This window comes from Alphaproteobacteria bacterium (assembly GCA_039980135.1).
Lineage (GTDB): Bacteria > Pseudomonadota > Alphaproteobacteria > UBA6615 > UBA6615 > UBA8079.
Genome location: JBDXCV010000002.1, coordinates 52455 through 72658 on the forward strand (window position 1 = coordinate 52455; position 20204 = coordinate 72658).

Annotated in this window: 20 protein-coding genes; 14 read left to right on the top strand and 6 right to left on the bottom strand. The window is 62.8% G+C overall.

Translation table 11 applies throughout. The annotated features are described in order from the left end of the window. Nucleotides 1-34: 34 nt before the first annotated feature. The 8 genes from ABJ363_01200 (at nucleotide 35) to ABJ363_01235 (ending at nucleotide 9354) form a co-directional block, all read left to right on the top strand. On the top strand, nucleotides 35-1117 hold the full coding sequence (locus ABJ363_01200; protein MEP4377589.1) for a Ppx/GppA phosphatase family protein: 1083 nt from the start codon (nucleotides 35-37) through the stop codon (nucleotides 1115-1117). A 7-nt stretch (nucleotides 1118-1124) separates the two neighbouring features. Then, on the top strand, nucleotides 1125-1826 hold the full coding sequence (locus tag ABJ363_01205) for an RlmE family RNA methyltransferase (protein ID MEP4377590.1): 702 nt from the start codon (nucleotides 1125-1127) through the stop codon (nucleotides 1824-1826). 97 nt (nucleotides 1827-1923) lie between these two features. After that, on the top strand, nucleotides 1924-3384 hold the full coding sequence (gene guaB / locus ABJ363_01210; GenBank protein ID MEP4377591.1) for an IMP dehydrogenase: 1461 nt from the start codon (nucleotides 1924-1926) through the stop codon (nucleotides 3382-3384). A 39-nt stretch (nucleotides 3385-3423) separates the two neighbouring features. Continuing rightward, nucleotides 3424-4707, top strand: coding sequence for a class I SAM-dependent methyltransferase (locus ABJ363_01215; protein MEP4377592.1), 1284 nt, complete (start codon nucleotides 3424-3426; stop codon nucleotides 4705-4707). 77 nt (nucleotides 4708-4784) lie between these two features. Next, the gene (guaA, locus tag ABJ363_01220; protein MEP4377593.1) at nucleotides 4785-6359 is read left to right on the top strand and encodes a glutamine-hydrolyzing GMP synthase; all 1575 of its coding nucleotides are present in this window, start codon (nucleotides 4785-4787) and stop codon (nucleotides 6357-6359) included. Nucleotides 6360-6473: 114 nt separating this feature from the next. Beyond that, a complete protein-coding gene (locus ABJ363_01225) occupies nucleotides 6474-7286 on the top strand; it encodes a class I SAM-dependent methyltransferase (GenBank protein MEP4377594.1) in 813 nt (270 codons plus the stop codon). Between the two features lie 11 nt (nucleotides 7287-7297). After that, the gene (locus ABJ363_01230; GenBank protein ID MEP4377595.1) at nucleotides 7298-8101 is read left to right on the top strand and encodes a GNAT family protein; all 804 of its coding nucleotides are present in this window, start codon (nucleotides 7298-7300) and stop codon (nucleotides 8099-8101) included. Beyond that, a complete protein-coding gene (locus tag ABJ363_01235) occupies nucleotides 8098-9354 on the top strand; it encodes an alpha-hydroxy acid oxidase (protein ID MEP4377596.1) in 1257 nt (418 codons plus the stop codon). The genes ABJ363_01230 and ABJ363_01235 overlap by 4 nt, the downstream gene beginning before the upstream one ends. On the opposite strand, the gene ABJ363_01240 is transcribed toward ABJ363_01235, so the two are convergent. Together ABJ363_01240 and ABJ363_01245 are read right to left on the bottom strand one after the other, a co-directional pair. Continuing rightward, a complete protein-coding gene (locus ABJ363_01240) occupies nucleotides 9351-10382 on the bottom strand; it encodes an adenosine deaminase (protein ID MEP4377597.1) in 1032 nt (343 codons plus the stop codon). The two genes, ABJ363_01235 and ABJ363_01240, sit on opposite strands and share 4 nt — an antisense overlap. 75 nt (nucleotides 10383-10457) lie before the next feature. After that, nucleotides 10458-10769 carry a hypothetical protein gene (locus tag ABJ363_01245; protein MEP4377598.1) on the bottom strand — a complete coding sequence of 104 codons (312 nt, stop codon included), beginning with the start codon at nucleotides 10767-10769 and terminating at the stop codon, nucleotides 10458-10460. A gap of 222 nt (nucleotides 10770-10991) precedes the next feature. On the opposite strand from ABJ363_01245, the gene ABJ363_01250 reads away from it, so the two are divergent. The 3 genes from ABJ363_01250 (at nucleotide 10992) to dusA (ending at nucleotide 13210) form a co-directional block, all read left to right on the top strand. Next, nucleotides 10992-11480 (top strand): twin-arginine translocation pathway signal, encoded by a 489-nt coding sequence (locus ABJ363_01250; GenBank protein MEP4377599.1) that lies wholly within the window; start codon nucleotides 10992-10994, stop codon nucleotides 11478-11480. 5 nt (nucleotides 11481-11485) lie between these two features. After that, nucleotides 11486-12118 carry a ferric reductase-like transmembrane domain-containing protein gene (locus ABJ363_01255; GenBank protein MEP4377600.1) on the top strand — a complete coding sequence of 211 codons (633 nt, stop codon included), beginning with the start codon at nucleotides 11486-11488 and terminating at the stop codon, nucleotides 12116-12118. A gap of 78 nt (nucleotides 12119-12196) precedes the next feature. Further along, on the top strand, nucleotides 12197-13210 hold the full coding sequence (dusA, locus tag ABJ363_01260) for a tRNA dihydrouridine(20/20a) synthase DusA (protein MEP4377601.1): 1014 nt from the start codon (nucleotides 12197-12199) through the stop codon (nucleotides 13208-13210). Between the two features lie 24 nt (nucleotides 13211-13234). On the opposite strand, the gene ABJ363_01265 is transcribed toward dusA, so the two are convergent. Both ABJ363_01265 and ABJ363_01270 read right to left on the bottom strand, forming a co-directional pair. After that, nucleotides 13235-14644 (bottom strand): ATP-binding protein, encoded by a 1410-nt coding sequence (locus ABJ363_01265; GenBank protein MEP4377602.1) that lies wholly within the window; start codon nucleotides 14642-14644, stop codon nucleotides 13235-13237. Next, nucleotides 14641-15372, bottom strand: coding sequence for a response regulator (locus ABJ363_01270; protein MEP4377603.1), 732 nt, complete (start codon nucleotides 15370-15372; stop codon nucleotides 14641-14643). Before ABJ363_01270 ends, ABJ363_01265 begins: the two co-directional genes overlap by 4 nt. Nucleotides 15373-15810: 438 nt before the next feature. Here ABJ363_01270 and ABJ363_01275 point away from each other — a divergent pair, with 438 nt between their 5' ends. Continuing rightward, nucleotides 15811-16143 (top strand): EF-hand domain-containing protein, encoded by a 333-nt coding sequence (locus ABJ363_01275; GenBank protein ID MEP4377604.1) that lies wholly within the window; start codon nucleotides 15811-15813, stop codon nucleotides 16141-16143. A 55-nt stretch (nucleotides 16144-16198) separates the two neighbouring features. Here the strand turns inward: ABJ363_01275 and ABJ363_01280 are convergent, their stop codons facing one another. Next, on the bottom strand, nucleotides 16199-17158 hold the full coding sequence (locus ABJ363_01280; protein ID MEP4377605.1) for a GNAT family N-acetyltransferase: 960 nt from the start codon (nucleotides 17156-17158) through the stop codon (nucleotides 16199-16201). A 5-nt stretch (nucleotides 17159-17163) separates the two neighbouring features. After that, nucleotides 17164-18069, bottom strand: a complete 906-nt coding sequence (locus tag ABJ363_01285) for an N-acetylmuramic acid 6-phosphate etherase (GenBank protein MEP4377606.1) — start codon at nucleotides 18067-18069, stop codon at nucleotides 17164-17166. A 125-nt stretch (nucleotides 18070-18194) separates the two neighbouring features. On the opposite strand from ABJ363_01285, the gene ABJ363_01290 reads away from it, so the two are divergent. Together ABJ363_01290 and nagA are read left to right on the top strand one after the other, a co-directional pair. Beyond that, nucleotides 18195-19100: a BadF/BadG/BcrA/BcrD ATPase family protein gene (locus tag ABJ363_01290; GenBank protein ID MEP4377607.1), complete on the top strand. Its 906-nt coding sequence runs from the start codon at nucleotides 18195-18197 to the stop codon at nucleotides 19098-19100. Next, the gene (nagA, locus tag ABJ363_01295) at nucleotides 19097-20191 is read left to right on the top strand and encodes an N-acetylglucosamine-6-phosphate deacetylase (protein ID MEP4377608.1); all 1095 of its coding nucleotides are present in this window, start codon (nucleotides 19097-19099) and stop codon (nucleotides 20189-20191) included. Before ABJ363_01290 ends, nagA begins: the two co-directional genes overlap by 4 nt. Nucleotides 20192-20204 lie beyond the last annotated feature (13 nt).

The following is a 20204-nucleotide window of genomic DNA, read 5'->3' on the forward strand; positions in this document are numbered from 1 at the left end:
TGGGATTGCATCCATCCCGTCGTTGGAGAACATGGTGGCATCGAGACGCGCCAGACACGCACACAGTAAGAACGGTCAGCGCCGCGACGGACGCTGGCGGCATGTCTATGGTGCGCTTGATCTCGGAACCAACAATTGCCGTCTGCTGGTGGCGAAGCCCAATCAGGACGGGTTTCAGGTGATCGATGCGTTCTCACGGATCGTGCGGTTGGGCGAGGGCCTCGGGAATTCGAGCATACTTTCCGAACATGCGATGGATCGCACCATGGAGGCGTTGCATGTGTGCCGCTCGAAGGTCGAGCGCAATGGCGTGACCCGGCTCCGCGCAGTGGCGACCGAGGCGTGCCGCCGGGCGGACAATGGCGCGGAATTCATCGAGCGGGTGCGCGCCGAAGCCAATATCGATCTCGAGGTGATTGCGGCCGATGAAGAAGCCGAACTGGCCTTGATTGGCTGTTCACCGCTCTACGATGCGCCACAGGGTGACAAGGCATACGCGCTGTTGTTCGACATCGGTGGCGGCAGCACCCAGATCACCTGGCTCAAGCTGCACCATCCGGCGGGGACAGCAAATCAGGTCGATACCGAAATCATCGACTGCATCTCGGTGCCGTGCGGCGTGGTGACCCTCAGCGAACGGTTCGGCTGCGGCGAAGACGAAGAAGGCCGGGCGTCACCGGAGTTGTACCGCCAGATTTGCGAGCATGTCCGCGATCTGCTGACGGCGTTCGATGTGCGGCACAATATTTCGAAACTCGTGGCGGACGGCGCCGTCCAGATGGTTGGCACCTCGGGCACCGTGACGACGCTGACGGGTGTGTTTCTCAAGCTGCCGCGTTACAACCGCGATCGCGTTGATGGTCGCGAGCTCAACTTTGCAGAGCTGGGCAGCGCGCGTGATCATCTCCTGGGCCTCGACCGACGCAACCGCGCGGCGCACCCCTGTATCGGGCCCGAACGCGCCGATCTCGTCGTTTCCGGATGCGCTGTGCTGGATGCCATTTGCGGGCTTTGGCCCGTCGGCCGGCTTCGCGTTGCCGACCGGGGACTGCGCGAAGGCATTCTCCACGGCCTGATGCGCTCCGCCGACGGCGAAGCAATACAGACCGGAGCCTGATCGGGCCATGGCGCGGGGCCGCAAGTCATCCGGAGACGATGGTTCGCGCATGCGCTTTGAGCGTGTGCGTTCCGCGCGCGGCCGCAGATTGTCTTCGACGCGTTGGCTGCAGCGGCAGCTGAATGACCCCTATGTGCAGGCCGCCAAGCGCGACGGCTACCGTTCGCGAGCCGCCTACAAGCTGCTGCAGATCGACGAACGGTTCGAGCTTTTGACGCCGGGCAAGCGCGTTGTCGACCTGGGGGCCGCACCCGGCGGGTGGACGCAGATCGCGGTCGACAGGGTCGGATCTCTGGATACAGCGAAATCCGTCGTCGCCATTGATATCCTCGAAATGGAGCCGCTGGCGGGGGCGGCGATCCTGGTCGGCGATATCGAGGACGAAGCCGCGGTGGCACGCCTGCGGGAGGCCATCGGGGCGCCGGTCGATCTGGTACTCTCGGACATGGCAACTTCGACCACGGGCCATGCGTCGACAGACCATTTGCGCACTCTGGCGCTCGCGGAAGCGGCGCTTGTGTTTGCCTGTGAAGTGCTGTTGCCGGGCGGCGGGTTCGTGACCAAGGTCTTCCAGGGTGCCGACGAACCGGCGCTTTTCGATGCGATGACCGCGAAGTTCGACTCCGTGCGTCGTTTCAAGCCGAAAGCGAGCCGGAGCGACTCGGTCGAGATGTTCCTCGTCGGGACCGGCTTCAATGGCGCCGGATAACCGGGTTTTTTCCGTCCGCCGCACGAACGCTTGTCCATGCGTGCCCCTTGTGTATATAAGCCGCGTCAACTCTCGATTCCGCTAAGGTTGGGTTGGCATGGAAATCCGCGACGCACTGACGTTTGATGATGTTCTGCTCGAACCGGCGGAATCGCGGATTCTGCCTTCCGACGCGAACACCTCCACACAATTGACCAAGAGCATCCGGCTGGGCATCCCGTTGTTGTCCGCGGCCATGGATACCGTCACCGAGGCGGAGATGGCGATTGCGCTCGCGCAGGCCGGCGGCCTCGGTGTGGTGCACAAGAATTTGGAACCCGAAGAGCAGGCCAACGAGGTCCGCAAGGTCAAGCGCTTCGAATCCGGCATGGTGGTCAATCCGATTACCATCCATCCCGATCAGCCCCTGGCCGATGCGCTGGCGATCATGGAGCGGGAGTCTATTTCCGGCATTCCCGTCGTGGCGCGCGAGGGCGGCAAGCTGGTGGGGATCGTGACAAACCGCGACGTGCGCTTCGCCAACGATCCATCCCAGCCGATCGCGGAACTGATGACCGAAAATCTGGTCACCGTCGGCGAAGGTGTCGAGATGGAGGCTGCCAAGCAACTCCTGCATCAGCACCGGATCGAGAAGCTTCTCGTGGTCGATTCGGACGACCATTGCGTGGGCCTCATCACGGTCAAGGACATCGAGAAGGCCCGCGCCTATCCCGACGCCTGCAAGGACGAGCAGGGGCGCCTGCGCGTCGCTGCTGCCACGGGTACCGGCGATGCCGGGTACGAACGCGCCGAGGCGCTGCTTGATGCCGGGGTCGATGTCATTGTCGTCGACACAGCCCACGGTCATTCGCAAGGTGTGCTGGATCAGATCTCCCGGATCAAACGCCTGAGCAATCAGGCGCAGATCATCGGCGGCAATATCGCAACGTCCGAAGCCGCTGCGGCCCTGATCGACGCGGGTGCAGATGCGCTCAAGGTCGGGATCGGCCCGGGCTCGATCTGCACAACCCGCATCGTTGCGGGTGTCGGTGTGCCGCAACTTACCGCGATCGAGCAGGTGGCGGGTATTGCCCATAAAACCGGCGTGCCGGTGATCGCCGATGGCGGAATCAAATATTCCGGCGATCTGGCCAAGGCGATCGCAGCCGGTGCGGACTGCGCCATGATCGGGTCGCTGCTGGCGGGCACCGACGAGGCCCCGGGCGAGGTCTTCCTGTATGAGGGCCGGTCGTACAAATCCTATCGCGGGATGGGCTCCCTCGGCGCGATGGCGCGCGGCTCGGCCGATCGTTATTTTCAGGCCGAGGTGTCCGAGACCCTCAAGTTGGTGCCGGAAGGTATCGAGGGACAGGTTGCCTACAAGGGCCCGGCGTTGAATGTCGTGCATCAGCTGGTCGGCGGGTTGCGGGCGGCCATGGGCTACACCGGGAACGGTTCGCTTGACGACATGCAGAGAAACAGCCGCTTCCTGCGCCTGACCAATGCGGGCTTGCGCGAAAGCCATGTGCATGACGTGACGATCACCCGCGAGGCACCGAACTATCGGCAGAATGCCTGACCCGGGCCCCTGCCCGCGACCACGCGTGCGAAATTCTCCATGACACCCGCCGCGCGCACCGCCGCCACAATCGAAATACTGACCGAAGTTGCACGCGGCGATGCGCCTGCGGATGCTGTCCTGGCCGACTGGTTTCGCGGCCACCGGTTTGCCGGATCAGGTGACCGCCGTGCCATCCGCGAAGCCGTCTACGGCGATTTTCGTGCCGGCGCGCGGCGTCGCTGGGCCGTGCAGATGGCCGACGGCGATCCGGAACTGCCGCGCTTGCGAACCATCGCCGGGCTGGCGCTGGAGGCGCCGGGTGAGCTGGATTCGCTGTTCGACGGGGCGGGCTATGGGCCGTCGCCTTTGGATGCCCGGGAGCAGGCCATGGCAGCCACAGTCCGCGCGCTGGAACCGGCCGCGGCGCCGGCCCATGTGGACGGCAACTGTCCGGCTGAGTTGCATGGTTTGTTCCGTGAACAATGGGGAGACGGCACGGCCGAGGAACTCGCCGCGCTGAACCGGACCGCGCCGGTGGATCTGCGGGTCAACATCCTGCGCGCGACCCGGGAAACGGCGCAGACGCGTCTGGCGGCAGACGGATATGCGGCGGACCCGACCCCGTTCAGCCCGACCGGGCTGCGCGGCACCGCGCGGGGCAATTTCCAGCAGCTCGGCGCCTATCGCGAGGGGATGATCGAGCCGCAGGATGAATCGAGCCAGCTCGTCACCATGCTGGTGGATGCTGCACCGGGTCTTCGGATAATCGACTATTGCGCGGGTGCGGGCGGCAAAGCGCTGGCGCTGGCGGCGGCCGCGGAGAACCAGGCCGAGATTATTGCCTGTGACGTGTCCGCCTCCAGGCTCGGGCATCTGGAGCCCCGCGTGACCCGGCTGGGTGTGGAAGGGGTGCGGAGCCTCACGGTTGCTGCAGACCAGGCACCCGATGAGATCAGGGATTGGGCGGACCGGGTGTTGATTGACGCGCCGTGTTCGGGAACGGGCACATGGCGGCGCAGCCCGGATATGCGTTGGCGCACCAGCCCGGAGACGATAGCGGGCTTTGTGCGTGAACAGGACAATCTGCTCGATACCGCCGCGACCATGCTGCGGGCAGGCGGGCGGATCGCCTATGCGGTCTGTTCGGTGCTCGAGTGTGAGGGCCGTGCGCGTGTCGATGCGTTCCTCGCGCGGCATCCGGGTTTCCGGCGTCTCCCGATAAGCGACGTCCTTGGGCTGGAGATGACCACGGATTTGGGGTGTGACGACGATCTGGTTCTGACCCCCCACCGGCACGAGACGGACGGGATGTATGGCGCGGTACTGACGCGCCGGGCGTGATTGATTCTGGCCAAGTGTCGTTGCCTGTGGATGAAGCCGAACAGCGCTAGTGCGGGGCGAATTCGAATCGGCTAAATATCCCTATGGTCACATCGCTTCCCGTCTCCGAAAAAATCCTCATCATCGACTTCGGTTCGCAGGTCACACAGCTGATCGCGCGGCGTGTGCGCGAGTCTGGTGTCTACAGCGAAATCCACCCCTGTTTCCGGATCGACACGGCCTTCATCGAGGCGTTCGCGCCCGACGCGATCATCCTGTCGGGCGGTCCGGCCAGCGTGATGGCGGACGGGGCACCGTCTGTCGATCCGATCGTCTTCGAGTGCGGCGTGCCGGTGCTCGGTATCTGTTATGGCCAGCAGCTCATGTGCCATGCGCTGGGCGGGGTGGTCGAAGATTCCGACCATCAGGAGTTCGGTCGTGCGATCCTCGAAGTGACGGATCACTGCGGCCTGTTTCATCGGGTCTGGCTGCCGGGTACCGTGCCTGAGGTCTGGATGTCCCATGGCGACCGCGTCACGGCATTGCCCGACGGGTTTCGGGTCGTTGCGACGAGCCACGGCGCACCGTTCGCGGCGATCGCGGATGATGAGCGCAAGTTCTACGGCGTTCAGTTCCATCCCGAGGTGGTACACACCCAGGACGGTTCACGCCTCTTGTCGAATTTCGTCCATCATGTTGCAGGCTGCCGCGGTGACTGGACAATGGCGGCATTTCGGGCGGCGGAGATCAAGAAGATCCGAGAACAGGTCGGTGACGGCCGGGTGATCTGCGGGCTGTCGGGGGGCGTGGACAGCTCCGTCGCAGCGGTGCTCATCCATGAGGCGATCGGCGACCAGTTGAATTGCATCTTCGTCGATCATGGCCTGTTGCGCGCGGGCGAGGTGGAGGAAGTGGAGCGGGTGTTCCGCGAGCGGTTCAACATTCCCCTGGTTGTGCGTGACGCGAAGGACATGTTCCTCGACAAGCTCGACGGCGAGTCCGACCCGGAGACGAAGCGGAAGATCATCGGCGGGACCTTCATCGATGTGTTCGAGGAGGAAGCCGCGAAGATCGGCGGCGCGGATTTTCTGGCCCAGGGGACGCTCTATCCCGATGTCATCGAATCCGTCAGCCCGTTCGGCGGGCCGAGCGCGACCATCAAGTCCCACCATAACGTGGGTGGGTTGCCCGAACGCATGAACATGGAATTGGTGGAACCGTTGCGTGAATTGTTCAAGGACGAGGTGCGTGACCTCGGTCGTGAACTGGGCATGCCCCACGAGATCGTCGGCCGCCACCCGTTTCCGGGGCCGGGCCTCGCGATCCGGATGCCCGGAGACTTCGATCGTGAAAAGCTGGAGATGTTGCGCCAGGCCGACGCGATTTATCTCGATGAAATTCGCAAAGCCGGCCTGTATGATTCGATCTGGCAGGCCTTCGCCGTGCTGCTGCCGGTGCGGACTGTGGGCGTGATGGGCGATGCACGCACATATGATCATGTCTGCGCGTTGCGGGCCGTGACCTCGACCGACGGCATGACGGCGGATAGTTATCCTTTTGAGCATGCCTTCGTGGCCAGGGTGGCGACCCGCATCATTAATCAGGTACGCGGTATCAACCGGGTGGTTTACGACGTAACCTCGAAACCGCCGGGCACGATTGAGTGGGAATAGTCGTCCTTGCGCGTGAATGAATTTGGGGGTCATCCTTCGACGCCAATTTCTGCGGCAGTGCACTGGAGAAGAGCAGGTCGCAAAAGACGGCTTTCCCGAAGGACGCAACGAGCCATGAACATGCCGCAGTTCGTAAAGGAAGTCGCCGACGGGAAGCGTTTCGAGTTCGGTAAAAACTGGAAAAAATTCCTTGGAACGCTCAGTGACGAGCGTATCGCCGATGCTGAAACCTCCCTCCGGACGATGCTCGAGGTCGAGGACCTCGAGGGCAGGACATTTCTGGATATCGGCTGCGGAAGCGGTCTTTTCTCTCTGGCCGCGAGAAACCTTGGTGCGGACGTTCGTTCATTCGACTATGACCGCTCGTCTGTCTGGTGCACCGCCGAATTGAAAGACCGCTACCATAAGGACGACCCGCGATGGATCATCGAGCAGGGGTCCGTGCTCGATATCGAATACCTTAAGTCATTGGGAACATTCGATATTGTCTATAGCTGGGGGGTGCTTCACCACACCGGCGATATGTGGAATGCGTTGGAAAATGTGTGTTCGTCCGTTAACGACGGCGGCCAGCTGTTCATCGCGATCTACAACTATCAGCAGTTCGCGAGCGGCTATTGGTCCTTTGTGAAGCGAAGCTACAATTCGAGCAAGTTGATGCGCCCGTTCTGGGTTCTGCTGCACCTGATCTACCCGACGATACCTTCGATAATTCTAAAAACCGTTCGGGGCCGCCGGCCTCCGAGAGGGATGACCTATTGGTATGACCTCTTGGACTGGCTCGGCGGATATCCGTTCGAAGTCTCATCGCCTAAGCGCATCTTTGATTTCTACAGGCAACGCGGTTTTGCCCTGACGCAGCTGGAGACGGTTGGCGGCAAGCATGGGTGCAACGAGTTCGTGCTCCGGAAATCGAAACTTGATTGACACTTGGCCACATGCTGCAGGAAACAGCGGTTGGTAAGCTTTCTCCATTTCCTCCTTTCCGCAGTCGCGGCATCCCGATGATCGAAAAAAATTCACTTGGCCAGAATGTTGGGATTTCGTTGCCCGGCTGGGTGCCGCCGCCACGCCCACCACGTGAAGCTCTGTTGGGGAAATTCTGCCGGCTGGAGCCGCTGGATGTCGCCGCGCATGCCGGCGACCTGCATCACCATTTCGGCGAAGACACGGATGGACGCGACTGGTCTTATCTGCCCTACGGGCCGTTCGATAGCCTCGGGGCATTCGAAGCGTGGATGACCGATACCTGTCTCGATGCGGACCCGTTCTTCTATGCCATTGTCGATACCGCAACAGGACGCGCGGCCGGGATGGTGAGTTTTATGCGCATCAATCCCGCGCATGGCTCGATCGAGGTGGGGCACGTGCACTACGCGCCTGCGATTCAGCGTGGTCGGGTGACGAGCCAGGCCATGTATCTGATGATGCAGTGGGCTTTCGAGGCGGGTTACCGGCGTTATGAATGGAAATGTCATAGTTTCAATCGTCCTTCGCGCGTCGCGGCGCAGCGGCTGGGGTTTTCCTATGAGGGCGTGTTTCGCGATCACATGATCCATCGGGGGCGCTCGCGCGATACGGCCTGGTATGCCTGCGTCGCGTCCGAATGGCCGGCGCTGAAGGCGGCCTATGAAACATGGCTCGATCCGGATAATTTCGATGCCGAAGGTAACCAAAATATACGCTTGTCCACGCTTACGAGACCCATCCTCGTGGCCACCGATCCGGAGTTGGAACCATGACCGAAGATAGTCCGAAGGCGGGTTCCGAAGAGCCCGATTACAAGGTCACGGCGGGGCGGCCCGACACGTCGACGCGTGCGGGCAAGCTCAAGATGCTCTACCCAACCATCGAGGATTTGCGCGCCAAGGCGCGCAAACGCGTGCCGCGCTTTGCCTTCGACTATGTGGATGGTGCGGCCGGGGCGGATGAACCGAACCGCAAGGGCAACGCTGCCGCGCTGGACGGAATCGAAATTCTGCCGCGCTACGGGGTCGAAAACTACAGCGCCGACACTTCTGTAGAGCTGTTCGGCAAACGCTATGCGGGGCCGTTGGCCATTGCCCCGATGGGGCTGCCCGGCCTCGTGCTGCCGGGTGGCGAGGAGATTTTCGCGCGCGCCGCGGCGGCAAATGAGATCCCGTTCACGCTCGGCAGTTCGGCGCTTGCGCCGGTCGAACATGTGGCCGAACTGGCCAACGGCTTCGCATGGTTCCAGATATATCGGATGCCGCGCGACGATCTCGCCATCAACATGGACTGGATCGCCCGGGCAACGGCCGCAGAGGTCGCCGCCCTGGTCGTTACCATCGACGTGCCGGCGCGTACGAAGCGCCCCCGCGAGCTGCGCAACAGGCTGGTGCTGCCCTACCGGATCGGGCCGCGTACGGTCGCGGATGTGGTGACTCATCCGGCCTGGTTGAGGGCCTATCTTCGTCACGGGCAGGCGATGTTCGCCAACTTGCGTAAGTATGCGGGCGAAAATGTCAGCCATGCCGAGGTCGCGGACTTTGCGCGGCGCGAGGGCGGCGGCGCCTTCACCTGGGACGAAATCGGTCGGTTCCGCGACGCCTGGAAGGGACCGCTCGTGATCAAGGGCATCCTGCATCCGGGTGACGCCGAAAAGTCCGCCGAACTCGGCGCGGACGGGATCGTGGTCTCGAATCATGGCGGCCGTCAGCTCGAAGCCGCGCCGGCTTCCGTGGATGTCCTGCCGGGCATCGTCTCGGCGGTTGGCGGACGCACGGAAATCCTGTTCGACGGTGGCTTGCGCAGCGGGGTGGACCTGATGCGGTCGGCCGCGCTGGGCGCGCGGTTCAACCTGGTCGGCCGGGCGTTCATGTACGGGCTTGCCGCACTGGGCGAGGACGGACCGGGTTTCGTCGCAGACTTCTTCATCGAGGAACTGCGCGAGGCGCTTCGCCAGGTCGGAGCGCGTGATCTCTCGGGCGCGCGAGACTTGGATATACGCCATCCCACGGCGTGGAAATTCTAGTCGGCGTCGCGGATAAACGTCTCGGCGTGGCGATCGACAGCATCGATTCGGGCCTGTTTCTCGCCATCGGGCAGGAAGGACGCGGCGAAGGAGTTCTTCGCCAGAGTCACGATATCGCCAGGTGACAGGCCGAGCGCGTCGGAGACCGCCTGGTAGTTGTCGTTGATATAGCCGCCGAAATAGGACGGGTCGTCGGAATTGACCGTGACCAGCAGGCTCGCGTCGAGCGCTTTCTTGACCGGTTGCTCGGCCATGGACGCAATCCCGCTGAGCCGCAGGTTTGATAGCGGGCACATGGTCAGCGGTGTCTTATCGCGCGCCAGGCGGGCAACGAGCGCCGGATCGTCGAGCGCGTGATTACCGTGGTCCACCCGCGATACCTTCAGAATATCCAGCGCGTCGGCGACGTATTCGGCGGGGCCTTCCTCACCGGCATGGGCGACGGCGAGGAAGCCTTCGTTGCGCGCGGCCTCATACACCCGGGCGAAGTTCGCCGGCGGGTTTCCGGCCTCGCCGGAATCGAGGCCGACGCCGTGGATATGGTCCTTGTGGCGGCACGCCGAATGAAGCGTGTCGAAGGCCTGCTCCTCGGGCAGGTGGCGCAGGAAGCACATGATCAGCCGCGACGTGATGCCGAGCTCGGTCTGGCCCTGCTCCAGCGCAGAGACGATCCCGCCCAGCACGGTCTCGAATGCCACGCCCCGGTCCGTATGGCCCTGGGGGTCGAAGAAAATCTCGACATGGGTCACGCCCTGATCGGCGACCTTTTCCAGATAGGCCCAGGTCAGGTCGTGGAAATCGCGGGCCTCGATGAGGACGGACATGCCGGCATAGTAGAGGTCGAGGAAGTCCTGCAGCCCATCGAAGTTATAGGCCGCGCGGATTTCTTCGACATTGTCGTAGGGCAAACTGACACCATTACGCCGTGCCAGTGCGAGCATCATCTCGGGTTCAAGGGTGCCCTCGATATGTAGGTGCAACTCTGCCTTGGGCAGCTTGTCGATCAGCTTGTCGGTGGTGTCAGCCATCGACGCCGATTTTAACCGACTGCCCGGGTCCGTGCCGCGAATTAATCGCGACATGGACACCGGTTGTCGGAACAATCAGGAATGGTCACGGTCCATTTTCTTCATATGTCGCCCGTCATGATCGTCGTCGTCGCCATGGCGTTGTCCCTCATGACTTTCACCGTGGCGACCCTCGCCGCGATGGTCTTTGTCGTGGTCGGATCGGCTGGCCGTGGAATGTCGTTCTTTTTCGGAACCCATACCCCGGCCCATATGCTGCCCGTCGCCATCCTGCATTTGGGTATGCGGCCCGGTCATGCCCGGGCCTTTCATGGAGTCCCCATCGGCGAGTGCCGCACCGGAAATCAACAGGGCCGCGAGTGCGGCGGTTGTCAGTAGGGTTTTCATTGCGATTCTCCAGTTGTTTATAAGAGAAACATAATATTAGAATATTCTGAATAAAGGGGTGCGGCGGAATATCGCGCTTCCGGTCGCGGCGACCGTTCTCCGCGTCTTCACGGCAATGGCCGGAAGTCACAAGACCGTGAAAGATGTTTAATGCGCTTTCGGCCTCCCTTAATCTAAGCGGCGCGGCTAATCGCGCGACCGAAAATTGGATCAGAGATCGACATGACCACTGATGGACTGACACGCCGGACCATACTCGTCGCAGGGGTGGCTGCCGTTGTGACCGGCACTCCCGGACTGCTCGTGCCTGCCCGCGCACAGGGGCTGGCGCCGACACGATCAATGCGGGGCGGTTCCAATAATTATCAGCCCGGTGCGCCTGTCGTGGAGAAGATCGGCGGTGGCGGCTTCTGGATGTCCGGTACCGTGCGGCGCGCGGGTGATGGCGCGCCGGTCCCGGGCCAGCGTATCCAGATCTGGGCCCATACGACCGAGGGTCGCGAGCGGGATCCGCAAAGCCACGGGGCGACACTGTCAGACGCAAATGGCGAGTTCCGCCTGGAAATGCCGCAGATTGTGCCGACCTTCGGCCAACCCCATGGTCATCTCGCCTATGACGGCGGAGATTTTGAAACCGTTTTCCTGCGCCCGGTCATGCGAAGTGCGGAGCAGACAAGCCTCCGCGCGGACTTTGTGCTGCGCCCGGCCTGACTACGATGAATGACCGGGGCAGGCACCGGGTCCCTGGATTTCTGATCTGGGCCGCGCTTCTGGTCGCCGTTGCCGTGCCGATTGCCGCAGCGGCGTTCAGCCCGCAGCTCGCCTGGCGCGACCCGGTCTACATCGGCGCCGGATTCGCCGGGGTTGTCGCGATGTCACTCCTCCTACTTCAGCCATTGCTGGCGGGCGGCTATCTCCCGGATTTGTCCGTCCGCAACAGCCGGCGCATTCATCGCTTGATCGGAACCTGCCTGGTGGCGGCCGTCATGATCCACGTTGCCGGTCTCTGGGTCACGAGCCCGCCAGACGCGCTCGACGCGCTCTTGTTCCGGGCGCCAACCTTCTTCTCCGCCTGGGGCGTGGTCGCCATGTGGGCCGTCTTCGGTGCCGCACTGCTCGCCCTGTTGCTTCGCCGTCTTCGTTTGAAATGGTGGGTATGGCGGCTCTGCCACACCTCCCTGGCGGCGGCCACCGTCGTGGGGAGCGTCGTCCATGCCGTGCTGATCGAAGGCACCATGGAGACGGTGTCGAAAGTGTTGCTATGCGCGGCCGTGCTCGCAGTGACGTCGAAGGTCTTGATCGATCTTCGGGTATGGACGACGGAAACCCGGCGAAAGCGAAAAGCCTGAAATCCGTTCGGGCAGTGATGCGTGGTACGACATCACGCCTTAACGTGACGCCCGGTTTGGCGTATGTCTTCGTCAATCATGACCAACGCAAAGACATTCCCGGCCGCGCCGCTCTCCGTGGCGCCGATGATGGACTGGACGGACCGCCATGAGCGGTACTTCCTGCGCCTGATCAGCGCCCATACGCGGCTTTATACGGAAATGGTCACCACGGGGGCGATCCTGCATGGCCCGCGTGAGCGGTTGCTCGCCTTCGATCCGGCCGAACACCCGGTGGCGCTTCAGCTGGGCGGCGCCGACCCGGCCGCGCTCGCCGAATGCGCGCGGATCGGCGCCGACCTGGGATATGACGAGATCAATCTCAATGTCGGCTGCCCGTCCGACCGTGTGCAGTCGGGGCGGTTTGGCGCCTGCCTGATGGCGGAGCCCGATCTCGTGGCCGAAAGCGTGGCGGCGATGCGCCAGGCGGTGGATGTCCCGGTGACCGTCAAGCACCGGATCGCCATCGACGATCAGCCCGAATGGGACACGCTCATCGATTTCGTGGACCGGGTCGCCGCAGCGGGATGCGAGCGCTTTATCATCCATGCCCGCAAGGCCTGGCTCGAGGGTTTAAGCCCGCGCGAGAACCGCGAGGTGCCGCCGTTGCATTACGATCTGGTCTATCGCCTGAAGACAGAGCGGCCGGGTCTGCACATCACGATCAATGGCGGGATCGAGGATCTGGATTCGGGAGCGGAGCATCTTCGCCACGTGGATGGCGTGATGCTGGGCCGCGCGGCCTACCAGAATCCCTACATACTGGCGGCTGCCGATCAGCGATTTTTCGATGCCGATCTCGATCTAAGGACCCGGCACGAGATCATCGAGGACTTTTGCGCCTATATCGAACGGGAAGTTGGCGCCGGTACCCATCTGATCGCAATGACGCGGCATATCCTCGGCTTGTTCAACGGGTTGCGCGGCGCGCGGGCGTGGCGGCGGTATCTCTCGGAAAATGCACCCGGCTTCGACGGGTCACCCGTCGAGGCCGCGGCATTGGTTCGGGAGGCGGCAAGCTTCGTCGAGGAGAACCGCCGCGCGGCTGCGTGAAGAATCGCCTGACTCTCGGACGGACTACTTGTGCGGCGGTACCTTGGTGCCGGTCGTATTGGGCGCGGCGTACATGTCCCGGGGGAGTGCGACGGATACCTTCAGGCCGTTTGGCACCATGTTGCTCAGTACGATTGTGCCCCCATGTGAGCGAATGATCTGTCGGGCGATCGATAGTCCTAATCCGGCACCGCCGGTATCGGAACTGCGGCTGTCCTCACCCCGAACAAAAGGCTCGAACATGTGATCGAGACGTTCGGGGGGAATGCCGGGACCATCATCCTCGATCTCGATGGCAAGCTCCATGTCTTTCCCGGTCATGCGAACGCGTGCGGTGTGACCGTAGCGGCTTGCGTTGTCTATCAGGTTTCCGAATGCCCGCTTCAATGCGACGGGTCTGCCTGCGACAATCGCATCTCCTTCGATTGTCAGCGCGGCTCCCATTTCGTTGCAAAACCCCTCCAGCAGTTCGCCGATATCGACGGCCTGTTTTTCCTCGACATCACCATCACCGCGGGCGAAGGCGACAAGTCCGTCCGCCATCACCGCCATTTCGTCCAGCGTGCGGATTATCGGCTCACGCGCATCATCCCCCAGCATTTCGGCTCGAATCCGGAGTGAGGTGATGGGCGTGCGCAAATCGTGTCCGACAGCAGCCAGCGTTCGAGTGCGTTCATCCTCGAACCGGGCGATCTGGTCTTGCATCGTATTGAATGCGGCGGTGGCCTCCCGCATTTCCCGCGCTCCGCGTTCGAGTATGCGTATGGAATGGTCACCGTGACCGGCTGAGCGCGCCGCCTGCGCGAGCTCACTCAAGGGCTGGGTCAGGCGACGGACGAATAATAGTCCGACGCCGAGAACCGCAAACAGGGATACACCGAGGACCAGAAAGAACACGTCCTCACGAATGCGATTTCCCACGCGCCGCGCGCCGCGCGTTACAACATTGAGCCAGGTGCCATGTGATTCACCGGACGTCTCTGCTAGCGCAATGGAGATGGTGATGATCTCGGGTGGCGCTGGCGGAAGAGGCTGATCTTTGATGTCTTCACGGTCGGCCCGCTCGCGAATTCGAACCCGAACATCCCGATCCCCGAGGGCGCCCGAAATGCTGTCGCGCAGTGATCGAGAGCGCGCATCCGACCCGGGATTGCGGACGAGCGGTTGCGGTCCGATGCGCACGCGCGCAACGCGTGTCGAGGCATGTCGTGCAATTGCTTGCCTGATGTCGGGACTTACGGCTTCCAGTGCGGGGACGAGGGCAACGATGCGCTCGATTTCCTGCGCTTCCCGTGCGGCGCGCTCCTGCTGTTCCCGATCCAGCGACAGCACAGCAAGCGCCGCCAGGTTTGCGACCACCAACGCGCTGGCCAGCAACAATGCGAAGCGTCCGGCAAGCCCCTGCGGAAGGTAGCGCGAAAGGTGGGGTTTCATGCCCGATCCGTCTGTTCGTTGTCCACATCGGCAGCCAGCGCGTAGCCACCGCCCCAATCTGTCACCAGAAGTTTGGGATGTTTCGGTTCAGCTTCTATTTTGCGGCGCAGGCGGCTGACCTGATTGTCGATTGCCCTGTCATAGGCCTTGGCGTCGCGTCCTGCCGTGAGATCCAGCAGGCGTGCGCGGCTCAGGATCTCTCTCGGATGGTCCAGAAATACCGTCAGTAATCTTGTTTCAGTCGACGTCAGTTCGGCGTGGCGCCCGTCTTCATGATGCAGAGAACGCTCAACTGGGTCGAATATCCAACCGGCAAAGCGGCGGGTCTCGATTTCAATGCTCGCTGCTGGCGGTGGAGTGCGGCGGAGAACTGCGCGGATCCGCGCCAGCAATTCGCGGGGGTTGAAGGGTTTGACAAGATAATCATCGGCGCCAATTTCCAACCCCACGATGCGGTCGATCTCGTCGGCCATTGCCGTGAGTAATATCACCGGCGGCCCACCTTGTTTCACCAGCCATCGGCAGAGGCCAAGTCCGTCCTCTCCCGGCATCATCACATCGAGAACCACGAGACTGATTGTTGTCATCTTGATCAGTTTGCGGGCTTCATCCGCGTTCGCGGCAAGCTGGGTTCGGAATCCCTGTTTTCGCAGGTATTGACCCAGCGGTTCCCGAATATCCCGGGCGTCATCGACAATCAGTATCTGAGGTTCTGCGGTGTCCGACATTCGTCGCTTGGTCTTCCGAATGAAATTTCGTGCTGTCTGAATGTGCGCAGGATTGCGCTTGTATTTCCAGACCCGGCCACGACGACGAGCAAGAACTTTGTCGCAATTTGTCGCAAGGCCGGTCATTGCGACGAATGGCGCCAAACGAGCAACAGCGTTGACACACATCAGTTGCGTTCTTCGCCTAGATCAAGGGCGAGGGGCGATGGCCTCTTTCAACGCTAACTTATGAAAGGTTCCACAATGAAACCGTCCAAAATTCTTCCGGTGCTTGTCCTTGCCGCCTCCACTCTGGTGTCGGGAGTCGCGCTCGCAGATTCCGAACGCGGGTCCAAGCACGATGAATCATCTTCCCGGGCCCATGCGATCAAGGTTGAATCGCACGCCGATCATGGCGGCAAAACCCGCTCCGGTCGGGGCGGACCAGGTGGTGCCGCCATGTTCGAGAAACTGTTCGTCCAGATGGATGCCGATAAAAACGGAGCTGTGACACAGGAGGAAGTCGATACGTTCCGCGCCGCGCAGGTTCAGAGCGCAGATGCCAACGGCGATGGTGCGCTGAATATTCAGGAGTTTGAATCGCTCTATCGCGCCTTTACCCATACCCGCATGGTCGATGTCTTCCAGGTTCTTGACGACAATGGCGATGGGGTCATCAGTCCCGATGAAACGGATGCGAAATTCGGCTCGTTGGTGAAGCGAATGGACCGCAACGGCGATGGTGCGTTGAGCATCGAGGACCGCGGCCGGAAAGGTGGTCACCGCGGATAAAGAATGTCGAAGCGGGCGGGGTGCGGCGCGCCCCGCTCGACTCGTTGTCCGTCAACTATACGTAACCGCCGACCAGCCAGGATTCCGTGCCGCCCAGACCGGACTTGAAGCGCTCGACACCGGGTGCCTCGGCGCTGATGCCGCCCAGATCGAAACCGTCATATCCGTCGGCCTTCAAAAGCTGGATAGCGTGCCACAGCAAAAGGTGGGTCGCGCGCAGGTCACGGCCGGTATCGCCAGTCCATCCCACCAGATAGGTTGCTGTCTTGCCGTGATGGGCGAGCAGGATACCGGCCACCGGGGATCCCGCATGTTCGGCGACCATCAGGCGCAGGCCCGCGGTCGCGTTGCTGTGCCTGTGGAGGGCGTCGACGAGCCCGCCCGAAGGCCCACGATAGCCGCCCAGTTCCATATGTTCTGCATGGCGCTCGGTAAGCCAGCCGAGACGGGCGCAGTCCCGGTCGTCGATGACCGTGAGATTGTTCTTTTCGCCCTGAACGAGCGCGTTGCGCCAATTCTGCCTTTGCCCGGCCCGAAGCTCTTCCAGAGATTTCGACAGGTCGAGCCAGATGGTCCGGTAGCCGTCCACGACCCGTTTGAAACCGGCCGTCAGCATATGCACGCGATGCTCGGGGGTGTCGCTGAGTTCGGGGTGAAACGTGACCGGTCGCCCGCGACGCAAACGGAAGCGTTTTCGCAGGAGTTCGAAGGCGAGTTTCCGCATCTGCGCGGGTATTTCGTCATGTATCCACAGCGGGCCGCGATAGATCGTCTGGTTCCCGGGCGTCCGCAATATGGGCTTGCCGTGGGCGACCACCAGCCCGATGGGTTGTTTGTTGAAGCGGATCAGGCCGAAATCGGCCCTGGCGCCCTGTACGTCATGAAGCGCCAGCGCATAGGTCGAGGTCTGGGTGAGGGTGGGGCGTTTGCACGCGGCCAGCATCGTGTCCCACTGATCGCGTCCGTGGCGGTTCCAGGTAATCCTGAACGGGTTGAGATCGGGCCCTGGGGTCATGCCGGTCAGGCCGTGTCCGCGCCGGTGTTTGCCGCCAGGGCCAGACGCAGATCGCCGCCATGGACATCGAGCAACGCCTCGGCCTCGCCGAGGGACATCCCCCGGGCGATCAGCACGGCGGGTTTGACCGCATTCTCGCTTGTCGCCAGCGCGGCGCGTGCAGCGTCTTCCCCGACACCTGCCGCCTCCATGACGATTCGCGCGGCCCGGGCACGCAGCTTGTCGCTCGACGCGATCACGTCGACCATCATGCCGCGATAGACCCTCCCGAGACGGATCATGATCAGGGTGGAGAGCAGGTTGAGCGTGACTTTCTGCGCGGTGCCGGCGGTCATGCGGGTCGAGCCACCGATCGGTTCCGGCCCGGTTTCCAGCAAAATCGGATACGCCGCCGCATCCAGCAAAGGCGAGCCGGCATTGTTGGCGATGCCGATGGTCACCGCCCCGGCTGCACGCGCCGCCGCACAAGCCGCCAACGCGTAAGGTGTGACACCGCTGGCAGACAGGATGACGCAAACATCTGCCGCGTCGACGTCGATGGCGTCCGAATCCAGCTGTGCCTGGCGGGAATCGTCCTCCGCGCCTTCGGCGGTCCGGGTGAGGGCCTCGGGCCCGCCCGCGACGAGATAGGCAAGCCGGGCATGGGGCCAGCCGAACGTGGGTACGAGTTCGACCCCGTCCTGAACGCCGAGGCGCGCCGATGTACCGGCGCCGCCATAGATGAGTCGCCCCGTCGGGTTTTCACGCAAACGCTTGGCCGCCGCGCGTGCCGCTGCCGTCAAATCGGAGACCGATTGCCGGATTGCAGCCAGCCCGCTCGACTGGGCGTCGAGGATCGCGGCGGCGATGTCCTCGTCGGTGCGCGTTTCCAGGTCGCTGAATGCTTCTGCGAATTCTTCGGTTTTACGCATGTGCTGCTTTGCCTGAGATCACGAATCCTCCATAGCATATGCAATCGCGCCGCCCATTTCCCAAACATGAGACCGCCCGGGCTCGTGTAGGATGGCGCAACGAAAAGGAACGGCAGCGTCTGGCCATGAACGAACGTTTGTATTGTTGCGTTGACGGTGGTGCCAGCAACACGCGGGTCGCCCTTTATGACGATTCGGGCCACAGGCTCGGCCTGACCGTGACGGGCCCGACGAGCCTGACCATTCGCGGCACCGCGGCCTGGGATGAGATCCTTGTCGCGCTGGAGAACCTTTCGCGCGCGGTTGCCCTTGAGGGAGACTATCTCTCCCATACCCATTTCGGTATTGGGCTTGCCGGCGCGAACAATAAATCCCAGCGGCAGAAATTCGTGGACGCCGCGCCCCTGGCGGGGGCATTGCGGGTCTCGACGGATGCCTACATCGCCGCGCTCGGCGCGCATGGTGGTGCTCCAGGGGCCGTGATCATCATCGGTACCGGCAGCGTCGGCTATCGGATCGAAGCGGCCGGGCGTTGCCGGCTCGTGGGCGGCTGGGGATTCCCCATCGGCGATGAGGGCAGTGGCGCGTGGATTGGACGGCGCGCGGTCGCCCAGGTTGCGCAGATCGTCGACACAAGGTTTCGCAAGCGGGTTACCGAAATGCATCACGCGGTGATGGCGCAGACCGGTCAGTCGCGCGACGGGCTGCTGGACTGGCTGCTCGCCGCGCCACCCGCCCGGTTCGCCGAACTGGCGCCGTTGGTGGTGGAGCATGCAGGATGGGGGGATACCGCCGCGCTCGAGATCGTCAGCGAAGCCGGTCGCGAAATCGATGCCCTGGCGGAAGCTCTGGATTCCGGGCGCAGAATCCCGCTGGCGCTGGTCGGCGGGCTGGCGGAGCCTTTGGATGCCTTCCTGCCCGATCGCTTGCGAAGCTGGGTACGTACGCCACAGAAAGACCCCGTCAGTGGCGCATTGATGCTGGCGCAGGGGCGTGCACCGGATGAAACAATCATGTGGCAAAACCGATGAGCGAATCACAACGTGCAGGACACATCCTCACCCCCGACGGTTGGGTCGATGGCCAGATCGCGTTCGACAGCCATATCGTGGCCATCGAAGAAGGTGAAATTCCCGCAGACGCGCCATACGTCATTCCCGGTTTCGTCGACCTCCATGTGCCGGGTGGCGGCGGCGCCGATGTGATGCAGGGTGAAGAGGCTGTGCGGACAGCCGCGCAGTTACATGCCCGGCACGGCACCACGTCGTTCCTGCCGGCGACCATTACTGCCCCCGAAGACGAACTCGTCGCGGCTCTGGCGGGTATTGGCAAAGTGCAGACAGCGCGCCAGCCGGGCGAAGCTCGGGTTCTCGGTGCCCATATGGAAGGCCCCTATATCAACGCCGTCCGCCTCGGCGCTCAGCCGCCCTTTGCCCGCGATCCCGATCCGGCGTTCCTGGAGGTCGTGATGGGGGAAGGCGTCGTGAAGCTCGTTACGCTGGCGCCCGAGATTACCGGTGGCCTGGACATGATCCGCCAGCTGGCCGAAGCGGGGATCGTGGTCCAGATCGGCCATTCGGATGCTGACTATGAAACGGTTTGCGCAGCGCTGGACGCCGGGGTAAGGGGATTCACCCACCTGTTCAACGCCATGTCGCCGCTGCATCATCGCGCACCGGGGGTTGCCGGGGCGGCGCTGGCGCATGGCGAATACGCCGCACTTATTCCCGACGGCATTCATGTCGTGCCGGGGGCCTTGAAGGTCGCCCTGCGGTCGATCCCGAGGCTGTTCGTGGTCACTGATGCGACAGCGGCGGCAGGAATGCCCGACGGCGAGTATCCGTTGGGCAGTCACACCGTGACAAAGCGTGACGGCAGCGTGTTTCTGGCCGACGAGACGCTGGCCGGCAGCGCCCTGACGATGGACCGGGCATTTGCGAATTTGCTGGGTTTGGGGTTGTCGCTGGATGAAGCGAGCCACCGCACATCCGCCTATCCGGCTGATTTCCTCGGCCGGATGGATCGCGGGCGCCTTCAGCCGGGTGCCTGGGCCGATCTTGTATTACTGGACCCCGCCTACAAGCTGGTCGAAGTGGTCATCGAGGGTGAGGCGATCGGCTGATCCGGACCGTCAT